Source organism: Zymomonas mobilis subsp. pomaceae ATCC 29192 (assembly GCF_000218875.1).
In the GTDB taxonomy this organism is placed as follows: Bacteria; Pseudomonadota; Alphaproteobacteria; order Sphingomonadales; family Sphingomonadaceae; genus Zymomonas; species Zymomonas pomaceae.
The window spans coordinates 1,265,835-1,290,550 of record NC_015709.1 but is presented as its reverse complement, the minus strand read 5'-3'; the positions used below and the strand labels follow the sequence as shown (position 1 = coordinate 1,290,550).

General features: G+C 41.8%; 20 protein-coding genes. 4 read left to right on the top strand and 16 right to left on the bottom strand.

The window, feature by feature from the left end; all coding sequences use genetic code 11:
* Positions 1 to 15 precede the first annotated feature (15 nt).
* Positions 16 to 1,371, top strand: a complete 1,356-nt coding sequence (locus ZYMOP_RS05665) for a PQQ-dependent sugar dehydrogenase (protein WP_013934391.1) — start codon at positions 16 to 18, stop codon at positions 1,369 to 1,371.
* A gap of 115 nt (positions 1,372 to 1,486) precedes the next feature.
* Here ZYMOP_RS05665 and ZYMOP_RS05660 read toward each other — a convergent pair whose 3' ends face one another.
* Positions 1,487 to 3,214 carry an SEL1-like repeat protein gene (locus tag ZYMOP_RS05660; protein ID WP_049778868.1) on the bottom strand — a complete coding sequence of 576 codons (1,728 nt, stop codon included), beginning with the start codon at positions 3,212 to 3,214 and terminating at the stop codon, positions 1,487 to 1,489.
* Between the two features lie 164 nt (positions 3,215 to 3,378).
* On the opposite strand from ZYMOP_RS05660, the gene ZYMOP_RS05655 reads away from it, so the two are divergent.
* Positions 3,379 to 3,870 (top strand): hypothetical protein, encoded by a 492-nt coding sequence (locus ZYMOP_RS05655; protein WP_013934389.1) that lies wholly within the window; start codon positions 3,379 to 3,381, stop codon positions 3,868 to 3,870.
* A 129-nt stretch (positions 3,871 to 3,999) separates the two neighbouring features.
* On the opposite strand, the gene grxB is transcribed toward ZYMOP_RS05655, so the two are convergent.
* From grxB to ZYMOP_RS05640, 3 genes are all read right to left on the bottom strand, one after another.
* Positions 4,000 to 4,647, bottom strand: a complete 648-nt coding sequence (grxB, locus tag ZYMOP_RS05650) for a glutaredoxin 2 (RefSeq protein WP_013934388.1) — start codon at positions 4,645 to 4,647, stop codon at positions 4,000 to 4,002.
* 291 nt (positions 4,648 to 4,938) lie between these two features.
* Entirely contained in the window at positions 4,939 to 5,391 is a 453-nt protein-coding gene (locus ZYMOP_RS05645; protein WP_013934387.1) for a phage major tail tube protein, read from the bottom strand.
* Between the two features lie 147 nt (positions 5,392 to 5,538).
* Positions 5,539 to 6,591, bottom strand: a complete 1,053-nt coding sequence (locus ZYMOP_RS05640) for a tetratricopeptide repeat protein (RefSeq protein ID WP_252507403.1) — start codon at positions 6,589 to 6,591, stop codon at positions 5,539 to 5,541.
* A 745-nt stretch (positions 6,592 to 7,336) separates the two neighbouring features.
* Between ZYMOP_RS05640 and ZYMOP_RS05635 the strand changes: the two genes are divergently transcribed.
* Positions 7,337 to 9,001 (top strand): carbohydrate porin, encoded by a 1,665-nt coding sequence (locus ZYMOP_RS05635; protein WP_013934385.1) that lies wholly within the window; start codon positions 7,337 to 7,339, stop codon positions 8,999 to 9,001.
* 105 nt (positions 9,002 to 9,106) lie between these two features.
* Here ZYMOP_RS05635 and ZYMOP_RS05630 read toward each other — a convergent pair whose 3' ends face one another.
* Together ZYMOP_RS05630 and ZYMOP_RS05625 are read right to left on the bottom strand one after the other, a co-directional pair.
* Positions 9,107 to 9,334: a hypothetical protein gene (locus ZYMOP_RS05630; protein ID WP_013934384.1), complete on the bottom strand. Its 228-nt coding sequence runs from the start codon at positions 9,332 to 9,334 to the stop codon at positions 9,107 to 9,109.
* Positions 9,335 to 9,376: 42 nt separating this feature from the next.
* On the bottom strand, positions 9,377 to 9,652 hold the full coding sequence (locus ZYMOP_RS05625) for a metal/formaldehyde-sensitive transcriptional repressor (protein ID WP_013934383.1): 276 nt from the start codon (positions 9,650 to 9,652) through the stop codon (positions 9,377 to 9,379).
* Between the two features lie 77 nt (positions 9,653 to 9,729).
* Here ZYMOP_RS05625 and dmeF point away from each other — a divergent pair, with 77 nt between their 5' ends.
* Positions 9,730 to 10,674 (top strand): CDF family Co(II)/Ni(II) efflux transporter DmeF, encoded by a 945-nt coding sequence (gene dmeF / locus ZYMOP_RS05620; RefSeq protein WP_013934382.1) that lies wholly within the window; start codon positions 9,730 to 9,732, stop codon positions 10,672 to 10,674.
* Between the two features lie 153 nt (positions 10,675 to 10,827).
* Here dmeF and ZYMOP_RS05615 read toward each other — a convergent pair whose 3' ends face one another.
* From ZYMOP_RS05615 to cysJ, 10 genes are all read right to left on the bottom strand, one after another.
* Positions 10,828 to 12,285 (bottom strand): NAD-dependent succinate-semialdehyde dehydrogenase, encoded by a 1,458-nt coding sequence (locus ZYMOP_RS05615; RefSeq protein ID WP_013934381.1) that lies wholly within the window; start codon positions 12,283 to 12,285, stop codon positions 10,828 to 10,830.
* Between the two features lie 97 nt (positions 12,286 to 12,382).
* Positions 12,383 to 14,530, bottom strand: coding sequence for a coiled-coil domain-containing protein (locus ZYMOP_RS05610; RefSeq protein ID WP_013934380.1), 2,148 nt, complete (start codon positions 14,528 to 14,530; stop codon positions 12,383 to 12,385).
* Between the two features lie 123 nt (positions 14,531 to 14,653).
* On the bottom strand, positions 14,654 to 15,406 hold the full coding sequence (locus ZYMOP_RS05605) for a hypothetical protein (RefSeq protein WP_013934379.1): 753 nt from the start codon (positions 15,404 to 15,406) through the stop codon (positions 14,654 to 14,656).
* 167 nt (positions 15,407 to 15,573) lie between these two features.
* Positions 15,574 to 16,197: an adenylyl-sulfate kinase gene (gene cysC, locus ZYMOP_RS05600; RefSeq protein ID WP_013934378.1), complete on the bottom strand. Its 624-nt coding sequence runs from the start codon at positions 16,195 to 16,197 to the stop codon at positions 15,574 to 15,576.
* A 7-nt stretch (positions 16,198 to 16,204) separates the two neighbouring features.
* Positions 16,205 to 17,635 carry a sulfate adenylyltransferase subunit CysN gene (gene cysN / locus ZYMOP_RS05595; RefSeq protein WP_013934377.1) on the bottom strand — a complete coding sequence of 477 codons (1,431 nt, stop codon included), beginning with the start codon at positions 17,633 to 17,635 and terminating at the stop codon, positions 16,205 to 16,207.
* Between the two features lie 10 nt (positions 17,636 to 17,645).
* Positions 17,646 to 18,554 carry a sulfate adenylyltransferase subunit CysD gene (gene cysD, locus ZYMOP_RS05590; protein WP_013934376.1) on the bottom strand — a complete coding sequence of 303 codons (909 nt, stop codon included), beginning with the start codon at positions 18,552 to 18,554 and terminating at the stop codon, positions 17,646 to 17,648.
* 10 nt (positions 18,555 to 18,564) lie between these two features.
* Complete coding sequence (gene cysG, locus ZYMOP_RS05585) at positions 18,565 to 19,980, bottom strand: siroheme synthase CysG (protein ID WP_013934375.1); 1,416 nt, start codon at positions 19,978 to 19,980, stop codon at positions 18,565 to 18,567.
* A 308-nt stretch (positions 19,981 to 20,288) separates the two neighbouring features.
* The gene (locus ZYMOP_RS05580; RefSeq protein WP_013934374.1) at positions 20,289 to 21,023 is read right to left on the bottom strand and encodes a phosphoadenylyl-sulfate reductase; all 735 of its coding nucleotides are present in this window, start codon (positions 21,021 to 21,023) and stop codon (positions 20,289 to 20,291) included.
* 11 nt (positions 21,024 to 21,034) lie between these two features.
* Complete coding sequence (cysI, locus tag ZYMOP_RS05575; protein WP_013934373.1) at positions 21,035 to 22,747, bottom strand: assimilatory sulfite reductase (NADPH) hemoprotein subunit; 1,713 nt, start codon at positions 22,745 to 22,747, stop codon at positions 21,035 to 21,037.
* Complete coding sequence (gene cysJ / locus ZYMOP_RS05570; RefSeq protein WP_013934372.1) at positions 22,747 to 24,555, bottom strand: NADPH-dependent assimilatory sulfite reductase flavoprotein subunit; 1,809 nt, start codon at positions 24,553 to 24,555, stop codon at positions 22,747 to 22,749. The genes cysI and cysJ overlap by 1 nt, the downstream gene beginning before the upstream one ends.
* Positions 24,556 to 24,716 lie beyond the last annotated feature (161 nt).

Below are 24,716 nucleotides of genomic sequence, written 5' to 3'. Positions count from 1 at the left end.
AAATAGGGCGCTATAATGGTTAAGGATATCTGGAACCGGACGAGTGGTCGTCGGCGTCTTTTGGGGGCTATGGTGGTTTTGGCTCTTCTGAGCGCGCCTATTATTTTAAAGGATCGGGCCCATGTTGATTTTGATAAGGTCGTTGGGCTGAAACCTTTATTAACTGAGCCCCCTCATGTCTGGTGGCCGGTTTTTAATCCTGGGCATTTTGTAGGTTGGCCTGATAGCCAGAAACCTAAGGGGGCTGTGGGATTAAAAGTTACTGTTTTCGCTGAAAACCTTAATCATCCTCATTGGCTTTACACATTACCCAATGGGGATGTCTTGGTAGCTGAAACGGAAAAACCCATTTCCGCTTTGCATAAGCCAGGCTTCTTTAAACGTTTATTTTGGTATTTGACACAGCGCCAGCATACGGCATCTGCCGATCGTATTATCCTGTTGCGGGACAGCAATCATGATGGTTTAGCGGACCAGAAAAAGGTGTTTTTAGATAACCTGCATTCTCCTTTTGGTATGGTTCTAAAAGAGGGCCGTTTCTATGTTGCCAATAGCGATGCCATCTTTAGTTATAGCTATAAAACGGGTGAAGATCATCTTTCTGGCGTAGGACAGAAGATCATCGATTTGCCTGCAGGTGACGTTAATCAGCATTGGACCCGCAATATTATTCTTAGTCCCGATGGGCATTATCTCTATGTCGCCATTGGTTCTGCTAGCAATATCGGTGAAAAAGGTATGGCGCTAGAACAGGCGCGCGCCGCGATCTGGGAAGTAGATTTAAAGAATAATAGTCACCGTATTTACGCCGGAGGGATGCGAAATCCGATCGGCATGGCTTATGAACCTTCCTCTAAGGCTTTATGGGCTGTGGTTGATGAACGGAATGGGATGGGCTCTGATATGGTGCCTGATTATCTGACCCGCGTTGACTTTGGTGATTTTTATGGTTGGCCTCAATTCTATTGGGGAGGCTATCCCGACCGTCGCATTAAAAAAATATATAAACCGGCGCAATCGACTGTCGCTTGGCCGGATTATTCATTAGGGCCCCATGTTTCACCCTTGGGACTTGTTTTTGCTGATACGCCTGAAAGTGGTTCTGTCCGTTTGGGGACGCCTTTTACAAAGGGGGCCTTTATATCTGAGCATGGCTCTCTTTATCGTAATCCATGGTCAGGTTATCAGGTTGTCTTCGTGCCTTTTAATAATAAAGGTGAACCACAGGATAAAGCTGTCACGGTTTTAAGTGGTTTTCGGCAAGGTAACGATGTGTATGGTACGCCGGCGGGTATGACGGGAGATGGTCGGGGTGCTTTACTGGTCGCCGACGATGCTGCTAATCGTATTTGGCGCGTCTCAAAAGGATAAGGGGGATTTATCCGCTATCTTACCGATAGTTTTTTAGCGGCTTAATCAATTGTAGTTTTTATTTATAGATATTGTATTCTGTTTCCGTTGAAATATCCCTATTGAATCATCTTGGTCAATTAACGACGCCTTGATCTGCTGCTTTTTGGAAAAGCTGAAAAGCTTTGGTTTTATCCTGTGGAATTCCGATGCCATCCCGATACATCAGTCCCAGAATATACTGGGCACGCGCTAGACCTTGTTCTGCGGCCTTTTGGAAAAGCTGAAAGGCTTTTGTTTTATCCTGCGGGATGCCCTCTCCTTTTACATACATATTCGCTAAATTAAACTGAGCCTCTGGATCACCTTGCTCCGCGGCTTTCTGAAAGAATAGAACGGCTTTGGCTGTATCCTTTGGGATGTCCTTTCCTTCCAGATACATAACCCCTAGATTATATTGCGCTGTCGCATAGTCTTGAGCGGCGGCTTTTTGGTATAATTCAAAGGCTTTCTTTTTATCCTGCGGAAGGTCTTTCCCTGTTCGATACATCGTCGCCAAATGATATTGCGCTTCGGCATAGCCTTGGTCCGCTGCTTTTTGGAAGAGTTGAAAGGCCTTGGCGCTATCCTTTGGGATGCTTTTTCCTTCCAGATACATAACCGCCAGATTATTTTGGGCGGCTGAATTGCCTTGGTCGGCAGCCTTTTGGAAGAGTTGAAAGGCTTTTGTTTTATCCTGCAGGATGCCCTCTCCTTTTACATACATATTTGCTAAATTAAACTGAGCCTCTGGATCACCTTGCTCCGCAGCTTTCTGAAAGAATAGAACGGCTTTGGCTGTATCCTTTGGGATGTCCTTTCCTTCCAGATACATAACCCCTAGATTATATTGCGCTGTCGCATAGTCTTGAGCGGCGGCTTTTTGGTATAATTCAAAGGCTTTTGTTTTATCCTGCGGAATGCCTTCCCCTGTTAGATACATTGTCGCCAAATGATATTGCGCTTCAGCATAGCCTTGGTCCGCTGCTTTTTGGAAGAGCTGAAAGGCCTTGGCGCTATCCTTTAGGATACCGTCTCCCCCGCGATAAATTTTTGCTAAATTATTTTGTGCCTCCGCATTGTCTTGGTCAGCAGCCTTTTGAAAGAGTTGTAAGGCTTGGGCTTTGTTCTGTGAGATGCCCTCTCCTGTCCAATACAAAACCGCGAGCCCATTTTGTGCTTCTGCGTTGCCTTGATTGGCTGATTTTTGAAAAAGTTGAAAAGCTTTTGTTATATCTTGGGGGGCTTTAATCCCCGAATAATAGGTAATAGCTAGAGCGTATTCTGTCGTATCATCGCCTTGGATTTCTGCTTTTTTATAGAAATAGGCCGCCTTATTTTTGTCTTGTGGTAGAATTTCGCCTGTATAATACAGAACGCCAAGTGCATATTCGGCTTGACCTAGCCCATTATCAGCGGCTTTTCGAATCCATTCTATCGCTTTTCTGTTGTTTTTAGGAACAGCAGAGCCTTCATAATACATCGTTCCTATTTTATATTGAGCAGCAGATAAACCTTGGTTGGCGGCTTTTAGGTATAGTTCAAAGGCTTTCTTTTTATCTTGGGGTAAGTATTCTCCATATTCATACATCGAAGCTAGATTATATTGTGCCTTTTGATAATTTTGATCAGCCGCTTTTTGATACCATTGAAACGCCTCTTTCATATTTTTGGGAATCTCTTTCCCCAAGCTATATTTTTTGGCGAGCAAGAATTGTGCTTCGGCATTGCCCCTTTGCGCGGCTTTAAAAAGAACAGCGTTATCCGTTGTAGAATTTTCAGATTGAAAGTTTGTTTTAGCTAAAAGAGAAAAAGGTAGGATCATTCCAATCAAAAAAATAGATAAGCTTTTAAAAAAATAAGATCCTATTCTTTGCACAACTTTATGCCTTGCTATAAAAAATATAAAGAATTTTGATATTTTTATGCGGTTGTGATGGAAAACAAAAGATACTTTAAATAAATCAAAATTTTTATTTAGAGAATATTATGTCGAATAGTGATGAAACAATTATAGAACCACAGCATCCTATGCTTGCAAAAAATATTTATGACACTCTGGATAATTTATATTCTGCAAAACCCTCTTCATCTCTTGGTAGCGTAATTATGGATACTATTCCTAATGCGGATCATGGGGATAACAATGATTTATCTAATCCTATTAGTGTCGGCGGATGGTCATTAAATTCTTCAATTAAACCTGATGTCTATACTCCGCCAGAGGCTATCTTTCATCTTAATTTCCCTGAACTAAAAGCGCCCTTTCTTAGAAGAAATGAAGCTATGAGTCAGGGTATTACGGGTATCAAAACGGGATTAGGGGCTTCTAACAATCGTCAATATATCGGTATCGATGACGATGGAAAAGAACTCACGGCTCATTTTGGTCAAAAGATAAATAATAACACTATTGTGTCTTTAAATAAAATTTTAAGTAAGAATGGAGGATTTACTGTTGGATTAAAAAAGAATTTTTAACGATAAATTGTATCTACATTTTAGATATAGCTATATTTTAGATATAGCTATATTTTAATATTAAAAGGTGAAGTGAGGGGAAAAGGCTGATGAATACAGCCTTTTTACTATTTTAGAAGTCATAATCGATTAGTTAGCAACCGCATCAAAAAGGAAGATGCCGGTTAATTGGGCCATGCGGCGACGATAGGCATCCACTTTTGCCGGATAATGAATCCCTTTGACGATAGAGAGGCTTCTAAGCTGGGCAAAAAGATGAATATCGTCATTGGAAAGCCGGCCATTGACGGCATCGGGTGATTGAATCAAGGGTTCCAGCTTTTCAAGGCTCTCTTCATAGCGTTTGATAAGGTTCGGGGTTTCTTTCATGCAACGTGCAAAGTTCCCTACTTCCCCTTCTTTTCGACGAATAAAATAGCGCCTTGCTGCTTGTGTCGCAAATTCTGGTAAAGGGGCCATAGCCGCACGCGGATAAAGAAGCGAATATATGCCTGAAAAACTGTGCATTGCCCGCATGATGGCAGGATTAGATGCTCCTGTTAACAGCGGAGTGCCTTTGTTCTGATCAATATAGGCGACAATATCCATACTTTCGCCCATAAACCGCCCTTCTTCTTCAAGAATAGGAACCAGTTTATAGCCCGTCATTCGGATAGGTTGCGTTTCGTCATTATGTTGCAGAATGATTTGATCAAAAGGTAGATCTTTTAATCCGAAAATCATACGGGCTTTGACGCAGAAGGGACAGTGTTCATAGATATAGAGTTTCAGATTCATCAGGACATCCGCCTTTATATCTTTACTATTTAGGGTATCGTTGTCTTGATTGTATGGGCATAAAAGATTTTATCCCATCTTTTTATCTATTAAAAGAGCGTGCCCTTCAAAGATATTTTTGATCAATCTTCGAGCGTTATTTTAATTATTAAAGCTTCTATTTTTTCCATTTTTGGGAAGAAGGGCGGTGATGTTTTCAGAATAGCGGGGATCACGTAGGATCCCCGAGCGCTAATCTTGAGTATAATTTCTTATAAGAAACTAAATTAATTAAATGACATAATATATGTTTTAAAATTGTTTAAAATCTTCTGGCGTAAGACCCAGTGCTTCACGAGAGCGTGCGCCAAGATCCAGACCATTAACGATTTCAACCATATTAAAAGGGTCAAATTTATTAACTATCTTTCCATCGACGGTTTCTTCGTAATAGGCAAGGTTAAGATAGGCTTCGTCTTTTGCATCCTGTAAAACACCGCGTCCGACTATTTCGGTGGTATTATCGTCATCTGTCAGCCGTACCTTGGTAAAACCCTTCTGCTTTATAGCCTCTAACATCGTTGCATCTGCTGGGAAGCGCAGTTTCCCAAGATTAGCTAGCATCACTTCATCGGGAACATTTTTATCTTCAGAAGGAACCAGCTTGTAGGTCGGTTCGGGGAGTGTCACTTCTGCCGTTTTTCCTACAAGGGTATTTTCTGCATTAAAAACATTCATATTTTTTAGTTTTTTGGGTGTCGTCATTGATCTTCTCTCTTTTTTCTAGGGTTTATCCTCTTTATAAAAAACGCAAGACACGTCTCATTGCTCCCTTTATTAACAAAAATTTACGCATAAGACAGATATATTATTTTAATATACTTAATTTTTTTGAATTAATATTTTTTAACATTAGCTATTTCTTTGAGTATGGCTGTGTTTAGCCATCCAATCCTGTGTTAATTTTTTAGCATCATTGAGTTGCGCCGGTGTTAATATTTTACTGAGCACCAGACAGTTATTTTCGGCATTTTTGAGCCCACGTTGGGCAGCAAGATTAAACCACATATAGGCCATCACATCACTTTTTTGTACGGACTGGCCCAAGTGATATATTTTACCTAGTACAAATTGAGCCACAGCATCACCTTGATCGGCAGCTTTTTGATACCATGACAAAGCTGTTTTATAATTCTGGGTAACCCCTTGACCATGGTAATATAAACTAGCCAAGTTAGATTGTGCTTTTGCAAAACCTCGATCAGCGGCTTTCTGATACCACGACAGCGCCTTTTGATAATCTTGTGTAACCCCTTGGCCTTGCTCGTAAAGATAAGCAAGATTGTATTCTGCTGCGGCTAATCGCTGATCGGCGGCTTTTTGATACCATATTGCCGCAGTGGCATAATCCTGTGCTACGCCCTGTCCTTGGCTGTACATGACACCAAGATCATATTCTGCTGGAGCATATCCCTGTGCTGCTGATTTTTGATACCATGCTATTGCCGTTTTATAATCTTGAGCTACGCCTGCACCTTGATAATACATATCGCCCAAATTATTTTGGGCGACCTTGTCACCTTGTCCTGCCGCCCTTTGGAGCCATGTTAGCGCAGCGCTATAATCTTTGGTGACACCTTGGCCATATTGATACATACTACCGACGTTATTTTCAGCTTTGACAAAGCCTTGATCGGCTGCCTTTTGATACCATGAAAAGGCTGTTTTATAATTTTGAGAAACGCCTTTTCCTTGCTCGTAAAGCGATCCTAGATAGAATTGGGCCTCGGCATGCCCCATGTCAGCGGCTTTTTGAAAGGCGGCTTTTGCCTTCAGATAATTCTGATTAACATTCTGACCTCTGTAATAGAGAAGACCTTCTTGAAAACTGGACTCTGCCTTTTCAGAATCTACAGTTTTTGTGGGAGGATTAGCTATTGCAGGGAGAATAGGGAGATATGCCATAAAAAAAGGAAGCCAAAGATTTTTTTGAAAGAATAAGCCGCTTTTCATAGGCATATGCTGTAATCCTCAATATTTTTTAGGCACAAAAAGACAAAAGACGTCAAGATTATCCTTGTTGACGAAAAGATGTGTTTTAGAAGATGATAAATCAGTAATTTTAAATAGCCATCCCCAAAACTTTAGAAATAATCTAAGGTAGTTATCATCCCTCTGTTATTTTTATTCACTTTTTGTTTTTAGCAGAAAATTTGTCGTCAGAGACAAGCAAAAATTACTGGTCCATTTTTTGCGGTTGTCTGATTTTTAAAACAAACTGAAATAGCGATAATCTTATTATTTTATTCGTTATTTTAGCTAGAAAATCAAAAAATAACCCAAAAAATCAGCTAAAAAATTGATTTATAATAGTAGGAATTACCGATTTTAATCGATTTAGACAATCAGACTACCAAAAATTAAAAATATGTTTGCTAATGAGAGACTTTCTCATTAGAGAGGTCGTGATTAGGAAGGTATCGAATCGGATTAAAAAAACGTAATGATATTTTATATCGTAGGGTGTTTTTAAATGTAGATTATCATCGATATGCGATCCTAGGGCTCGGCTAGTTTTAAAGTAGGGGCATTAATAAGCCTTAAAATCAGTCGAATAGAAAATTTTTAAGACTATAAGTCCTTTTTTAATGATGATATTGATTTTCATTATCAAATGTCTAAAGTGAGCATAACGGAGGGAATTAGTTTAATGGATATGATTGATAGCCTATCTAGAAAGCGTAAAACGCCTTTAAAGAAATCGCCCTACCGTTATAATGCTTATAAAAATAATGATCAGAAATCTTGTTCGGTTTGTTTTTTGGATCAGTCAAAAACAATATGTTTCCGCTCTTGCTTGTTAGTGGCAGGGGCTGTTTTAGGATTTTCTCTTGGGGATGCCTCAGAGGCTTTTGCCAGCGATCCGCTGCCGCCAGAAACACAAATTCAGTGTGATCGTGAAAAATTAGGGAATTCTACCCCTGTAGTTAGTCAGACAGATCCGGCGGCTGCACGGGATTCCAGAGTGGTTTCCACGACGACTTCAGAATCCGGTGAAGATAAACTGGATACGAGCGGTAACCTTTTGGGTGATATGGGGGGCCTTCGGACATGGCTCTATAAATATGGTGTGACCTTTAACCTGCAAGAATTTGATGAATTATGGGGAAATGTTTCTGGCGGAACCAGTGGCAAGCCGGCCTATATCGGGGTGACAGCGCCTTCTATCGAAGTTGATCTTGAAAAATTAATTGGTTTAAAAGGGGGGCGGTTTAATGTTAGTGCCCTCCAAACGCGAGGCCGTTCTATCAGCGCCGAACAGTTATCCGTTTATAACCCTGTCAGTGGTTTTGAAGCCGACCGCTCTACACGCTTATTTGAATTATGGTATCAGCAGAGTTTATTCGGTGATAAGTTAGATATTAAAATCGGTCAGCAGGATTTAGATACCGAATTTTTAATTAGTGACTATGGCGCTTTATATCTGAATGCCAATTTCGGATGGCCTATGGCCCCGTCCGTCAACCTTTATGGTGGTGGCCCTGCTTGGCCATTGGCGTCACCTGCTATCCGTTTTCGTTATCGTCCAACGAACCAGCTGACTTTCATGTTTGCCGCTGCCGCGGATAATCCATCAGGGCATAGTTTTTATAATGCCGATAATCCTACCAATCAGAGCGTCCATAAAGACGGTGCCAATTTTAATATGCGGAGCGGCGCTCTATTGATAGCGGAATTACAATACTCGATTAACCCCCAGCCTGAAGATATGTCCAAGGCTACTGAAGATCCAGGTTTACCCGGTATTTATCGCTTAGGCGGTTTTTATGATACAGGCCGTTTTCCCGATCAGCGTTATGATACCAATGGAGGCTTATTAGCCTCACCCGATAGTGACGGGAATCCGATGATGCATCGCGGTAACTGGATGATCTATGGTATTATAGATCAGATGATTTGGCGTCCGTCCTTATCTTCTCCGACTTCTCTTGGTATTTTTGTGAGACCTACGGGAAATGGCGGTGACCGCAATCTTGTATCTTTTGCTATTGATGCCGGTTTTAATTTGAAAGCACCTTTTCCAGAACGTGAGAATGATACCCTGGGTCTTGCTTGGGGTATGGGACGCACCAGTTCTAGACAACGCGCCTATGATCGGGATTTACGTAATTTTAATCTTGGTACGTATCAACCGATTAGCCATGACGAGCATCATATTGAATTGACGTATCAGGCGCAGGTTACCCCCTGGATGGTATTACAGCCTGATCTTCAATATATTGTTAATCCATCAAGGGGTGTCCTTAACCCTAATACAGGCCGTAGAGTCGGCAATGAAGTTGTATTTGGATTGCATAGCAATATTACTTTTTAAGTTTAAAGAATTCATATCTGTATTATTAATTTAGAAAATTTCGTAATATTTTAAAGATAAAAGGATAGGCCCTAAAGCCTTCCTTTTATCTTTAGGGATCAAATTTTAAGCATTATTTTCTGATAATATTTTGATGGTTCTGTTTAAAGGATCATCTTCAGAGATAAGATTCTCTGCGTAATATAATAAATCTTCGGTAGTTTTAAATTTATATTCAACATTAACTTCGACTATTTTTTGATCTTTGTTGAATCTTACTTCTTTCCATCCAATAATAAAACCATCTTTATCATCAGAATAAAAATCACTACAGCGTATATCTACGTTATTCATGTTCATTCTCTAAATTAATTTAGTTTAATTTTTATTTAAGATTTACCTTAAATAAGATTGTAATATTTCAGTTATCTGCTCAATATCTTCTTTTTTTTGTTCTATTGTCGTATTTTCATTTCCAAGATGGTCTGTGATATGGCCATTTAATACTTCGACCATTAAACCATTTACGGCCCCTCTAATAGCTGAAATCTGTTGAAGTATAGCAGAACACCCTGTCTCATTTTCCAAGGCTTTTTCTAAAGCTTCTGTTTGTCCTTTAATGCGTCTGACACGCGTTAATAATTTTTTCTTGCCTTTAAGGGTATGCGCCATATTTTTTCTCTTTCAGTATTATATACTGGGGTATAGTATATATGGGGAGTTTTTTAAGGATTTAAGGATAAGAGCCTATGGATGGGCAATCAATGGCGGAACATCGGCGGCATTCTCATGTATTTCATAAAGTAAACCCGCTGGCTGAACGTTATACTGCTTGGGCTACCCTCCTTACCCTCGTTATGATGATTGCAGAAATAATCGGCGGGTGGTCCTTTAACTCGATGGCTTTGCTTGCTGATGGTTGGCATATGAGTTCCCACGCATTGGCGCTTGGCCTTTCTGTTTTGGCCTATCGCATTGCAAGGCAATATGCAGCTGATAACCGGTTTACCTTTGGGACATGGAAAGTCGAAATATTAGGCGGCTATACCAGTGCGGTTTTCTTGATCGGTGTCGCGGGATTAATGTTTTATCAATCGGTTGATCACCTTATTTCGCCGGCCTCTATTCATTATGACCAAGCTATTATTATCAGTGCTATAGGCCTCATCGTCAATTTGATCTGTGCTTGGTTATTAAAGGATCATGCGGCCCATGATCATCACTCTGTCCATGGAGGTCCTCACCCTCATGAGCATCATTCTGATCTGAACCAACGCTCTGCCTACATACATGTCATCGCGGATGCCATGACTTCTGTTTTGGCTATTATAGCCTTACTGGGTGGGAAATTATGGGGCGCTAGCTGGCTTGATCCTCTAATGGGTATCATCGGATCTTTGCTCGTGGCTATTTGGGCGGTCGGATTATTGCGAGAGACCAGCCGCATTTTACTAGATGCTGAAATGGATAGTGATCTTGTTCAAGAAATCCATGACGTATTGAAAGAAAGCCCTGTAAAAACAGAAATTGCGGATTTGCATGTATGGCGGGTTAGTAAAGAGAAATATGCCTGCATTATATCGTTAATGACCGATGAAAAGACGGTACCCGACTATTTCCGAAAACAATTAAGTGTCCATGAAGAATTAGCGCATGTAACGGTTGAAATAAACCCTATGCAATCTGTCGTTTAATTGTCGGCAAAGAAAATTTTTAGGTTGTATCTGTTGCTGGATTCGAGCACTGCTATACCGCTTTTTAAAATGTATAATCTGTAAAAATGAAGCGACTGAGACATCCGAAAAGATATTTCAGCCGCTTTTAAAAGGCTTACGATAAAGGGAAGATTATACCCCCAAACAGAGATATTGGATTTCTTGATATTCCTCTAATCCTTGGCGGCCCCCTTCGCGACCTAGTCCCGATTCTTTGACGCCGCCAAACGGAATTTCTGCCGTTGATAGGGCGCTGTAATTGATTCCTACCATGCCATATTCCAGCTGATCGCTGAGACGAGAAATTCTTTTTATATCCTTGGTATAGGCATAAGCGGCTAGACCGCTTTGGGTGTCATTGGCCTGTGCGATAACAGCTTCTTCATTTGAAAATTCAATGATTGAAATGACCGGCCCAAAGATTTCTTCATCATGAATTTTCATGGCAGGCGTAATTCCGGTGAGCACAATAGGCGGATAGAAAAGCCCCGTTGCTGAATTAAAAACCTTTTTGTCCGAAGCGAGGGTCGCGCCCTTTTGAAGGGCATCCTCAACGAGGCTTTTGACCTTTTCAACGGCCTGTTGATCGATCAAGGGCCCCATTGTGATCCCTGCTTCCAGACCATTTCCCAATTTCAATTGTTGTTTGATCGCTGTTACTAAGGTTTCGACAAAGGCGTCGTGTATCGTCTGATGAACGAATATGCGATTAGCTGACACACAGGTTTGACCTGCATTGCGAAAACGTGAATTGATTAATCCCTGAACCGCTATTGGAATATCGGCATCTTCGAAAACAAGGAAAGGGGCATTACCCCCTAATTCCAAAGCCAATTTTTTAACGTTTTCTGCTGAATGGCGATATAACCCTTTTCCAACATTTGTTGAGCCTGTGAAACTGATCAGTCGGATTTCAGGAGAGACACAGAGCTTTTCGCCTATTATGGGAGCCGTTTCAGCATCTGTCGTTACAATATTAACCAACCCAGGCATGATTTTAAGATCATCTATTATTTGTGCGAAGGCGAGGGCGGTTAAGGGTGTTTGTTCAGCGGGTTTTACAATGATGCTACAACCTGCCGCCAAAGCAGGCGCTATCTTACGAGCAAGCATACCTATGGGAAAATTCCAAGGCGTTATAGCCGCACATACCCCGATGGGTTTTTTTACCGTTATATAGCGGCAATCTGTTTTGGTTGTAGGAATGACTTCGCCATAGCTTCGACGGGCTTCTTCTGCGAACCATCGGAAAAAAGACGCAGCAAATAAAATTTCACCCTTGGCTTCGGCTAAAGGTTTACCTTGTTCCTGCGTTAAAAGTTTGGCTAAGGGGTCTTGGCGTTCTATTAATTTGTAATAGATTTCTAAAAGAGTGTCTGCTCTTTCATAAGCGGTTTTTTGGCTCCATAAATGTTGTGCTGCTTGTGCGCTTTTGATCGCAAACGCGAGTTCTTTCACGTCGCAACAAGCTACTTCTGATAACAATACCCCTGTTGCAGGATTTGTGACTGGAAATGTCTTTTTATCATGGCTATATACCCAGCATCCATTGATAAAAGCTTCTTGCCTTATAAAATCTTCTGCTAGCATCGTATTTTTATCTCACTATGGAAGCTATTTATAAATCTTATCTACCGGAGATAAGAATAATTCCTAACATTATTATAAGAGGTATCCCGATAATCTTTTATGAATCCGTAGAGGATAACGTCGTTTCTTCTGTAATGTGCCTTATTGCCTGTGATAGATGTGTATTAATATCTTCGTCGGTTGGTACTATAATCTGTGCTATAGCATAGGCTTCAACGGCAGGTTTCCATTCTCCTAGTTCTTTTTTGGCATGTCCTAACTGTGTCCATGCGTGTGAATTTATAGGATTTTGTCGCAAAAATTCTTCATAATAGCTTACCGCTGTCCGCCACCGGCCTTTTCTCGCAGCCTTGCGTGCACCTATGAGTAAGCTCTTAGATACTAGGTTAATACCTCTATAAGAGAAAAGATTGGTTAAGGCTAATGTTCCAAATACAAATTTGTCTTTTTCATATTGTGTAGACTTATAAAGTTTTTTTATGTGCTGGTTAGATAACTCATATTCTTGTAAATCATGTTTTTTATCTTGAAGTTGGGCCTCGCGTTGTTGGACAGTTTGACTCAATTCGTGCACATGATGGTCTCGTTGTTCTAAATTCTGCTGTAGCTCTTGGAGTTGAGTATCACGCTGTTGGACGGTTTGACTCAATTCATGCACATGATGGTCTCGTTGCTGTAAATTCTGCTGTAACTCTTGGAGTTGAGTATCACGCTGTTGGACAGTTTGAATCAATTCATGCAGATGATGGTCTCGTTGCTGTAAATTATGCTGTAATTGTTGAAGTCGAGTACCGTGTTGTTGGATAGTTTTATCTAATTCGTGCAGACGATGATCTCGTTGCTGTACATTTTGTTGTAACTCTTGAAGTTGAGCATCACGCTGTTGGACAGTTTGAATCAATTCATGCAGATGATGGTCCCGTTGCTGTACATTTTGTTGTAACTCTTGAAGTTGAGCATCGCGCTGTTGGACAGTTTGAATCAATTCATGCAGATGATGGTCCCGTTGTTCTAAATTATGCTGTAACTCTTGGAGTTGAGTATCCCGCTGTTGGACAGCTTGATTTAATTCATGCAGATGATGATCTCGTTGCTGTACATTTTGTTGTAACTCTTGAAGTTGAGCATCGCGCTGTTGGACAGCTTGATCTAATTCATGCAGACGATGATCTCGAATTTCCAATTCATGATGTCGTTCTTGTTGTATTTTGCTATTTTCTATATTTTTATCGAGTAAAATGCTGCGCATTTCTTTCGTATAAAATTCATTCTTTTCCCATTCCGTAATTGTGTCGTTTCTAGCTTTTTCGATAAAAGATAAACAGGCTTGATCGGATACAATGCCGGAAATAATTTTCATAAAGTAGTCAAGTGTTTCTGTCAGAATTTCAGGCTTCTTTATATTAACAAAAGAAATATCGAATACATTTCGCGCATCAGCTAATGAAATTTCTTTGCCCAGAAGCTGAAAAAGGTCAGCTTCAGTTTGTTGTCGTGCTTTGATATTATGAGAAATTTCCGTGCTATTTATGATAACATCGGCAGATTTAAAGGCGCTGATATAAATATAAAGATGAAAAACGATAAATAGAATAAACGTGTTTATATTATCAGCGGCTGGTTGCCGATCTTTAAACCATTCATCCAGCGCTTTTAAGAAGGGGTCATGTGTCGCAAATTGAACTGTTTCTTCAAGCCGGTCGATGAAATAGTTATTGCCCCGTATATTTTGTCCAGAGTAAGAGGCCCATTGATGAAATAGATTGCGATGTAGAAAAATTGATTTCCCACCAAAGGATTTTTTTATGGCAAGTGCACGTCCAAGAGAGCGTGTAAACATGAAGCCTGGTTGTTTGCTATATTGGTGGGCATTATCTATTAGGCATTGGATATAAGCTTTTTCTTCGGATGTAAGTTCGCCTTCTAATCCCCCTGATGGTATAAATGTCTGCAAAGATATTGAAGGATTAAATAATTTCGGATTGGCTTTTAAAGCTGGAATAACAGAATATTCCATAAAGTAAGGCGCTGAGGACGGATGATGTGACCGCCATGTATTCGTATAGCTATTATCTGGATGGTAATCATTAATATTGGAAATTATTTCATGAAAAGGTTCATAATAGGGAATGATATCCGTAAATGAACGAAATTTTTTCCAAAACCATGTGCTGGATGTACGAAATCCTGAATGAACAAAAATAGGATCTAAGGTATTTAAAGAGGATTTTTCAATATTACTCATGCCTTATTTATCCTATTACTACAGATAATTATAAATTTTCTAATTTTATAAAATATTATTTTATATCAAAACATTTTTTAATTAAAATAATTTGCACAATGAAATAGCTATATTTCGTAGATATTATATTTCTATAGAAAGCAAGTGCTTCACATTTATAACGTTATTGTATTCTTTTGTTTTTATTAAGTTAAATTCTTTTTTATTTATAAGTAAATCATTTACATAATCGGGGGGCGTATCGTAAATATAGGATTGACTTGTATCATTAGAGTTAAATTTTTCTATGACTTTTTTAATATCGTAAATATTATTGGGGCAAAATAAACATAAAGCCGGAAAAGATACCGCCGATATATTTTTGACTTCGCTATTTTTAATGATTTTTTTTCTGATGTCGGTTGCTAGGGCGGCCGTTATGCCTAGATAACCCGGATACATAAATTTATCGAGACAGTAACATTTACAGTTAAGGTCTTCTACTTTATTTGTGAAATTATAGAAAAAATAAAAGGGTATAACCTTTTTTATCCGAGAAGATGCTTGTTTAATAAGTAAATCACATTCAAAATTACCGTCTATTTTACGATTTAATTCCGGATAACTATCATCTGTATTATTTAATTGGATTAACTTTGTTTTTACTAAAATACCAAACCACTTTTTTTGTGTTTTTATCCAGATTTCTAAATCGGAACTATCCTCATTAAATGTTTCACGATCAAAACTGTGAATACGGACTTTGCCGCGGCTGTTTATCTGCAAAGAAGACAGAAAGTCTTTTGTAATAGCTTCTGGATTACGATTAGTATGATAACGCTCTTTCTCTAATGCTTCCCATATTTTACAGGCTTCATTACAGAATATGAATTTCATTACCAAATCCTAAAAATAGACAATCATAATTTTCTGAATATTGTTCTGGACTATATGATCTATTTTAAGTGTATCTATTATAGTGTTATAAAAATAGGGCTGTCTTTCTTAAAAATATGCAATTTTAAAGAAAAATAGCCCTATATATTTTTATAAATTGGAGAATATTACTTTATAATATTATACTGTCTTAGGGCCGCCAATAAATTTGCGGTGATTTCAGTTAAGGACTTTTGTCCATCAAGACGGATTTCCGGTTTTAACGGTGCTTCATAGACAGAATCTATACCCGTGAAATTTTTCAGTTCACCTGCGCGTGCCTTTTTATAAAGGCCTTTGGGATCGCGACTTTCACAAACGGCTAGCGGTGTATCAACAAAGATTTCGATAAATCGCCCTTGCTGTACCATATCACGCACCATTTGTCGTTCAACACGATGGGGTGAAATAAAAGCTGTTAGCACCACTAAACCGGCATCTGCCATCAATTTGGCGACTTCGCCTACGCGCCGGATATTTTCTTTCCGGTCAGCATCAGAAAATCCAAGATCACGGCATAAACCATGACGAATATTATCGCCGTCCAGAAGATAGGTGCTGACCCCTCGGCTGTGGAGCACTTGTTCCAAGGCCCCGGCAACCGTAGATTTGCCGGAACCGGATAGACCGGTAAACCACAGGATAGCCCCTTTGTGACTGTGAAGTGCCTCCCGGCTTTCTTGCGTTACAGGATGCTGATGCCAGACGATATTCTGATCTGTTTTTTCAGGCTGAGTAGGCTGGGTCGTCATTGAAGCCTCACTGTCCGGCTAGTAAGTCGCGTGCTTCCCAATGGGGGAAGTGACGACGGATTAACGCATTCAACTCCAGCTCAAAAGCGCTGAAATTCTGCGTATTTTCTAAAGTATCTTCTTGGGGCTGGTAAACAAGGCCAGCACCAACCGTGACGTTACTTAAACGGTCGATAAAGATCAGACCACCCGTGACTTCATTATCCTGATATTTATCGATCACTAAAGGTTCGTCAAAAACCAAATCTACCAAACCAATACCATTCAAAGGTAGATTTTTAGCATCCTGTTTAGTCAGATTATTGATGTCAAATTGATAGTGAATTTTAGTCACTCGGGCGCGACTTTTCTTACCAGCAATTTTGATGTCATAGCTTTGACCAACGGTAAGCGGTTTTTCCGCCATCCAAACAACATTAACCTGTGCAGCTTGCACAGCTTTTATAGTCTCTCCGCTATCGACGATGAGATCGCCACGACTGATATCAATTTCGTCTTTTAAAACGATGGTAATGGCTTCATTGGCAATCGCTTCAGGTAAATCACCATCAAAAGTGACAATGCGTGCAATGCTGGATTCTACCCCTGAAGGCAGCACTTTGATACGTTGACCTACCCGTAATACGCCAGAAGCCAAGGTCCCGGCATAACCGCGGAAGTCAAGATTGGGACGATTGACATATTGCACCGGAAAACGCATCGGTTGTTGTTCGGAAGCACGGGCAACATCAACCGTTTCCAATATTTCCAGTAGCGTCGGACCATCATACCAAGCCATATTAGGACTGGATGTAGCAATATTATCGCCCTCTAATGCCGAGAGCGGGACGAAACGAATATCGAGATTGGGGGCTAAATTGCCTGCAAAATTGAGATAATCTTGTTCGATCTGATTAAAAACTGTCTGACTATATTCTACCAGATCCATTTTGTTGATCGCAACGACAAGATGTTTGATACCCAGCAAAGTCGCAATAAAGCTATGACGACGGGTTTGCGCTAGAACCCCTTTACGGGCGTCGATCAACAATACGGCTAAATCACAGGTCGATGCACCGGTAGCCATATTGCGGGTATATTGTTCATGCCCGGGGGTGTCGGCGATGATGAATTTTCGTTTTTCAGTGGAAAAATACCGATAGGCAACATCAATAGTGATGCCTTGTTCGCGTTCTGCCTGTAAGCCATCGACTAATAAGGCGAGATCCAGTTTTTCGCCCTGTGTGCCATGACGTTTACTATCATTATGCAAGGAAGAAAGCTGATCTTCATAAATCTGGCGCGTATCATGGAGCAATCGACCAATCAGGGTGCTTTTTCCATCATCGACACTGCCACAGGTCAGAAAACGTAACAGGCCTTTATATTGTTGCGCTTTAAGATAGGCCTCGACGCCGCCTTTGTCTGCAATTTGTTGGGCAATACTATTATTTGACATGGCTCGGCTCCTAGAAATAGCCTTGACGTTTTTTCAGTTCCATTGATCCCGACTGATCACGGTCAATGACGCGTCCTTGTCGTTCACTGGTGGTCGAAACCAGCATTTCTTCAATGATTTGCGGCAAAGTCTGAGCCTGTGATTCAACAGCCCCCGTTAATGGCCAACAGCCGAGCGTCCGAAAACGCACCATCCGTTCTTCAATTTTTTCATCGGGTTTAAGATCAATCCGATCATCATCTACCATCATAAGCATACCGTCACGCTCGACGACAGGGCGGGGGGCAGCCAAATAAAGCGGCACAATTTCGATGTTTTCGAGATAAATATATTGCCAAATATCCAGCTCTGTCCAGTTAGACAGTGGGAAAACGCGGATACTTTCGCCTTTATTGATTTGGCCATTGTAATTATGCCAAAGTTCTGGGCGTTGATTTTTCGGGTCCCAACGATGAAATTTATCGCGGAAAGAATATATCCGTTCTTTGGCGCGTGATTTTTCTTCGTCCCGTCTGGCACCTCCAAAGGCTGCATCAAAACCATATTTATTGAGCGCCTGTTTTAACCCTTCGGTCTTCATAATATCGGTATGTTTGGCACTACCATGAATAAAAGGATTAATGCCCATCGCTTCCCCTTCTGGATTGCGATGTATCAACAGGTTAAAACCGTATTCTTGGGCGGTATGGTCGCGGAATTCATACATTTCGCGGAATTTCCAGCCAGTATCGACGTGAAGCAAAGGAAAGGGCAATGTTCCCGGATAAAAAGCCTTCCGTGCCAGATGTAACATCACAGAAGAATCTTTACCGATGGAGTAAAGCATTACCGGATTACCAAATTCAGCGGCGACTTCACGGATAATGTAAATACTTTCCGCTTCTAGCTGCCGTAAATGTGTGAGCCGTTCTTCGTTCATAACTGCTCCTTTAAGCCAGATTCATAACAGAAGAGTGTTGGTCTTCTCTATTAGATTGATGGCGAAACCATGCAAGGTGAGAGTGTAGGGCGGCGACTTCGCCAATTATTAAAAGTGCAGGGGTTAAAGCCTGCTGGACAAGGTTCTCTAGTTGATCGAGACGGCCAATGAATACTTGTTGGTCCGGCGTGGCTGCCCGTGCAATAACCGCAACCGGCGTATCGGTGGCCCGCCCATAACGGATAAGCTGTTCACTGATTTGGGCAGCTTTTACGGTACCCATATAAATAGCTAAAGTCTGATGGCTGCGGGCAAGGGTTGCCCAATCCAAACCGTCGCTGTCTTTACGGCAATGTCCTGTGATAAAGACAACGCTTTGAGAATAATCGCGATGCGTAAGTGGAATACCCGCATAAGCGGCAGCCCCAGAGGCGGCAGTGATGCCAGGCACGACCTGAAAGGGTATGCCGGCAGCTTTGGCGGCTTGTAGTTCTTCACCACCGCGCCCGAAAATAAAAGGATCGCCGCCTTTAAGACGGACGACACGCTTACCTTCAAGGGCGAGCGATACTAGCATTTGATTAGTTTCAGCTTGCGCTACGGAATGATGACCAGCCCGTTTACCGACACAAAAACGGCTGGCATCGCGGCGGATCATATCAAGCACGGACTGGCTGACAAGATAGTCATATAAGACAACATCAGCCTCTTGGATGGCCTGCAAACCCCGAAGTGTTAATAAATCGGCATCCCCGGGCCCAGCGCCCACTAAAATAATTTCGCCTTTGGTATTTTCGATGTTCTCGAGTTGGTTTTCGAGCGTTGCCTCGGCTTCAGTTATTTGGCCTTTGGCTACCTGATGGGCAAAAAGGCCCGTGAAGGCTTTCTCCCAGAAACGGCGTCGATCCTTTATTTTAGGAAAATATTTCTTGATACGGGGTCGCCAGCGCCCCGCTATTTTTGCCATTTCCCCTAGACTTTGGGGCAAAAGGGCTTCTAGCTTTTCACGTAATAATCGTATCAGAACAGGGGCGTGGCCAGCCGAAGATATGGCGATAGTGACCGGCGAACGATCGACAATAGAAGGGAAAATAAAGGAACATTTGCTTTGATCATCGACGACATTAATAAGGCGTTGACGTTGCTCTGCTGCTTCGAAAATTTCTGTATTGAGAGCATGATTATTGGTCGCGGCAATGACAAGAAAAATATCATCAAGCTGTTCAGCTTGAAAATCCTGCGCGATCCACTGAATTTTTCCTTCATCCTGTAAATCTTTGAGTTCAGCGGTCAGCGTTTTAGAAACAATCTTTACCCTAGCCCCCGCTTGTCGAAGAAGCCTGATTTTTCGTGCAGCCACCTCGCCCCCCCCGACGACCAATACAGGGCGTTGTTTAAGATCAGCAAAAAGTGGGAGATAATCCATAACAGCCTTTGTTAACAAAAAGATACCCTCAAGCGATAAGATAGTTTTTTACCCACGACGCTAAAATAATAAGGAGGATGCGGGCACAGAATGATCACCTGTTGGGTTTTGTCTGGATTAAGAATGGCTGGAGTTAGCAGCAGCCGCTTTCATCAGAATAGATAGCTTTTCTTTATAAGGCTAAAATTAAACTTTAGCCTATAAAAATGGGGCAGGTGAAAGGTTTTTATCCTTTCACCCTTGTCTAATCGTTGTTTCAGGATGCCCCTTAAAAGAATTTCTCTTTTTAGTTAGCTATCTTTTAATTTTTAACCTTCGTGTAAACCACATTCCCGTTTTAGACCGAAAAAGCGGGTCTCTTCTTCACTCATACCTTCTTCCCATTTCCGCGTTGTATGCGTGTCCCCTACTGAAAGATAACCTTCATCCCAAAGCGGATGATAAGGAAGTCCATGTTCTTTCAGATAATAATGAATCTTCTTATTATCCCAGTCGATAATAGGTAAAAATTTAAAGACACCCCGTTGGAGGGCAAGCACAGGTAAATGAGATCGGCTTTTTGATTGATCCCGTCTTAAACCTGCGAACCATGTTCCGGCCTGTAATTGCGTCAGGGCATGGTTCATCGGTTCTACTTTATTGATCGCGTTATAGCGTTCAATCCCTTCGATCCCCTGTTCCCATAATTTGCCATAGCGGGCTTCTTGCCATGCTGGAGAGATTTCAGCGCGAAAGATTTTCAGATTAAGATCAAGCGTTTCCGTCAAATTATCTATAAAACGATAAGTCTCAGGAAATAAATAGCCGGTATCGGTAAGGATAACGGGAATATCTGGTTTTTGGCGGGTGACGATGTGGAGCATAACAGCAGCTTGAATGCCAAAACTGGAGGATAGCACAAAGTTATCGGCCAGATTTTCGAGCGCCCATCTAATGCGTTCTTGGGCATTCAAGGTTTCAAGCTGTTCATTGGCGGCGGCCAAAGCCGCCTCCTGTTCCACTTTTGGGAGTAGCTTTAACTGATCAAGATTAAAGTCGGACATGCTGACCTCCATCAATCATAAAAGTCACGCGCGGGGTCAAGCACAGCTTTGATAATGCCTGCTCTTATGGTGAAATCACCAAAGGCTTCTTTATCCTGACGTTCTTTTGCCCATCGCGCTATCAGGCTGTCAATTTCGGTTAAAATTTCTTCTTCGGTAATATTTTCACGATACATTCTAGGCACGCGTGTGCCTATAATATTACCGCCAATATGCAGATTGTAGCGACCGAGGGCTTTCCCAACCAAGCCGATTTCAGCCAGCATCGCCCTTGCACAATTATTAGGACAGCCCGTTACCCGTAATATGATATGTTCATCACCTACGGCATGTTTTTGCATGATAGCTTCTACCTTTGTAACAAAATCAGGTAGGAAACGTTCTGCTTCTGCCATCGCCAAAGGACAGGTAGGCAAGGAAACACACGCCATCGAGTTTTCACGTTGATGGGTGATATTTTCTAATAATCCGTGATCTCGGGCGATTTTTTCAATTTTATCTTTTTCGTTTTCAGGCACACCCGCGATAATAATGTTTTGATTGGCGGTCAGTCGGAAATCGCCCTGATGAACTTTGGCAATTTCAGCAAGACCTGTTTTCAATGGACGATGGGGATAATCCAGCAAACGGCCATTTTCGATAAAGAGCGTTAAATGCCATTTATCATCAATGCCTTTCACCCATCCGAACCGATCCCCACGTCCTGTAAATTCAACAGGGCGACTTGGCTCGAAGGTAATACCCGCACGCTTTTCGACTTCAGCTTTAAAGACGTCTAGACCGACCCGTTCGATCGTATATTTAGTACGAGCATTTTTACGGTTACTACGATTACCCCAATCCCGCTGGGTCGTCACAACGGCTTCTGCCACAGCCAAGGTTTTTTCTATCGGAAGATAGCCTACTTCACTAGCCGCGCGCGGATAGGTTGTTTTATCCCCATGGGTAATAGAAAGGCCGCCGCCAATCAGGAGATTAAAACCGACTAATTTTCCCTTTTCGGCAATAGCTACGAAATTGAGATCATTCGCGTAAAGATCAACGTCATTTTGTGGGGGCACCACAACGGTGGTTTTAAATTTACGCGGTAAATAAGTAGCGCCGAGAATAGGTTCTTCATCGGTAGTAGCGACTTTTTTCTGATCAAGCCATATTTCCGCATAGGCCCGCGTACGGGGCAAAAGATGCTCGGATATTTTTTTAGCCCATTCATAGGCCTCGGCATGAAGATCGGATTCAATCGGATTGGAGGTGCAAAGCACGTTACGATTAACGTCATTCGCAGTCGCTAACGCATCCAGTCCGACTTCATGTAAAACCTGATGTGCTGATTTCAGATTCTTTTTCAAAATGCCATGAAATTGGAAGGTTTGGCGATTAGTCAGCCGAATGCTGCCATAAAGCGTTTTATTACCGGCAAAAGCATCTATTTTTAGCCATTGTTGGGGTGAAATAATCCCACCCGGCAAACGACAGCGTAGCATCATCGCATAGCGCGGTTCCAGTTTTTCTTCTGCGCGTTCGGCTCGGATGTCGCGATCATCTTGCTGATACATACCGTGAAAACGGATGAGCAGCGAATTATCACCATTAAAACCGCCGGTTAGACCATCTTTTAAATCTTCCGAGATGGTACCACGTAGGAAATTACTTTCGCGCTTGAGGCGTTCGGCGTCAGACAGCGGCCCTTTTACCACTAACGGCCCGGGGTGTTTCTCGCTCATTAGTAAACATCTCGCTGATAACGGCGCGCAAGGCGCAACTCGGTTAAAAATTCATCGGCGGCTTCATGATCCATGCCACCCTGTTCGGCTATTATATCGACAAGCGCCTGATCCACATCTTTTGCCATGTGATTGGCATCGCCACAGACATAGATATGCGCGCCTTCTTGAATCCAGCGCCAGACTTCTTCGCCTTTTTCACGCAGCTTGTCTTGCACATAAATTTTTTCAGCCTGATCACGTGACCATGCCAAATCAATATGGGTCAAAAGGCCTTGTTTGAAATAGCGCTGCCATTCTACCTGATAAAGAAAATCTTCGGTAAAGTGGGGATTACCAAAAAATAACCAGTTTTTTCCGGTCGCCCCATCGTTATCACGTTGTTGAATAAAAGCGCGGAACGGGGCAATGCCCGTACCCGGACCAATCATGATAACGGGTGTATTGGGATCATCAGGCAAACGGAAGTTATCGTTATATTCGATAAAGACACGGAGTTCACCGTCTTCTTCAACACGATCGGCTAGATAACTGGACGCCCCGCCTGCACGAGGGCGGCCGTCAACTTCATAGCGTACGGCCCCAACCGTAATGTGCACTTCATTTTCTACTTCCGCTTGTGAAGAGGCGATAGAATAAAGGCGCGGTGTCAAAGGCCGTAAGAAACCTATTAATTGTTCGGCACTGATTTTAGAAACGGCCTGTCGGATCATATCGACAATCGGCGTTTTTTGCGCATAGCTTTGTAAAGCTGCCTTATCTGAAATCAGTTTTAGAAGCGTTTCATTTTGCGATAATTCCGCATAGCCTTCAACAAGACGTGCCGTATTGACGGTCAGTTCAAAAGATTGCTGCAAAGCCTTGGCAAGAGGCACAACGGTATCATCGATTTTTACGGCTTCTTCTTCATTAAGACCTAAAAGGGCTAATAATTCAGAAACAAGCGCTGGATCATTTTCATACCAAACGCCCAAGGAATCCCCAGGTTGATAGGAAAGGCCCGAATCGCCAAGATCTATTTCCAGATGGCGAACGTCTTTTTCAGAATTCCGACCTGTAATTTTTTGATTGATAGAAAGAGTTGCTGTTAACGGTGCATCTTTCTGATAAGGATTGGTGAAAACCTCATCTACGCTACGGCTTGTTGCCGCTGCTACCTGAACCGAAGTTTCTGTCGGTACCCGCGATTTAAGGACATCGGTGATTTCTTTACACCACGTCTCTGCTGCGGCCTCATAATCAGCATCAGCGTCCACCCGCGTTAGTAAGCGTTCGGCGCCTAGGGCTGATAATTGGCTGTCAAAATCTTTGCCTGCCTGACAGAAATATTCATAAGAACTGTCGCCTAAGCCAAAAACGGCAAAAGCGGTATCCTTTAGGGTAGGTGCTTTTTTAGAAAATAGAAATTTATAAAGAGCAACCGCTTCTTCTGGAGGCTCACCATCCCCTTGTGTAGAGCTTACAACCAAAAGTAATTTTTCTTGGGCGATTTGTTTGAATTTATAATCTCCAGCATTAACCAGATTAACATTCAATTGAGAAGCTATAAGGTTATCACGAAGTTGTTCTGCCACGCGACGGGCATTTCCCGTTTGAGAGGCTGCAATTATCGTAATGCTTGGCGCTTCTTGTTTTGGTTCTGGAGAGACGGTCGCCGTTATGGGGAATGATCGATCCGCCTTTCCCCAGAAATAGCCCGAGAGCCAAACTATTTGGGTCGGTGAAAAATCATGGATAGCCGTCTGTAACCGTGTCAGCTGTTCCGCTGTTAAGGGAAGCAGAGAAGTGAGGGGCGCCTCAGTCGTCATTATGCAGTGACTTTCAGTATCAAAGATCCGTTTTTGATAACAGATAAAGAGGAAGAAAAATAAGGTTTCATCTTAAAATACAGAATATGACCTATCGGTAAAGATAGGTTACAAAAAGGGACATTACTCTAGACCTGCATTGAAACGAGGAATAGCTAGGT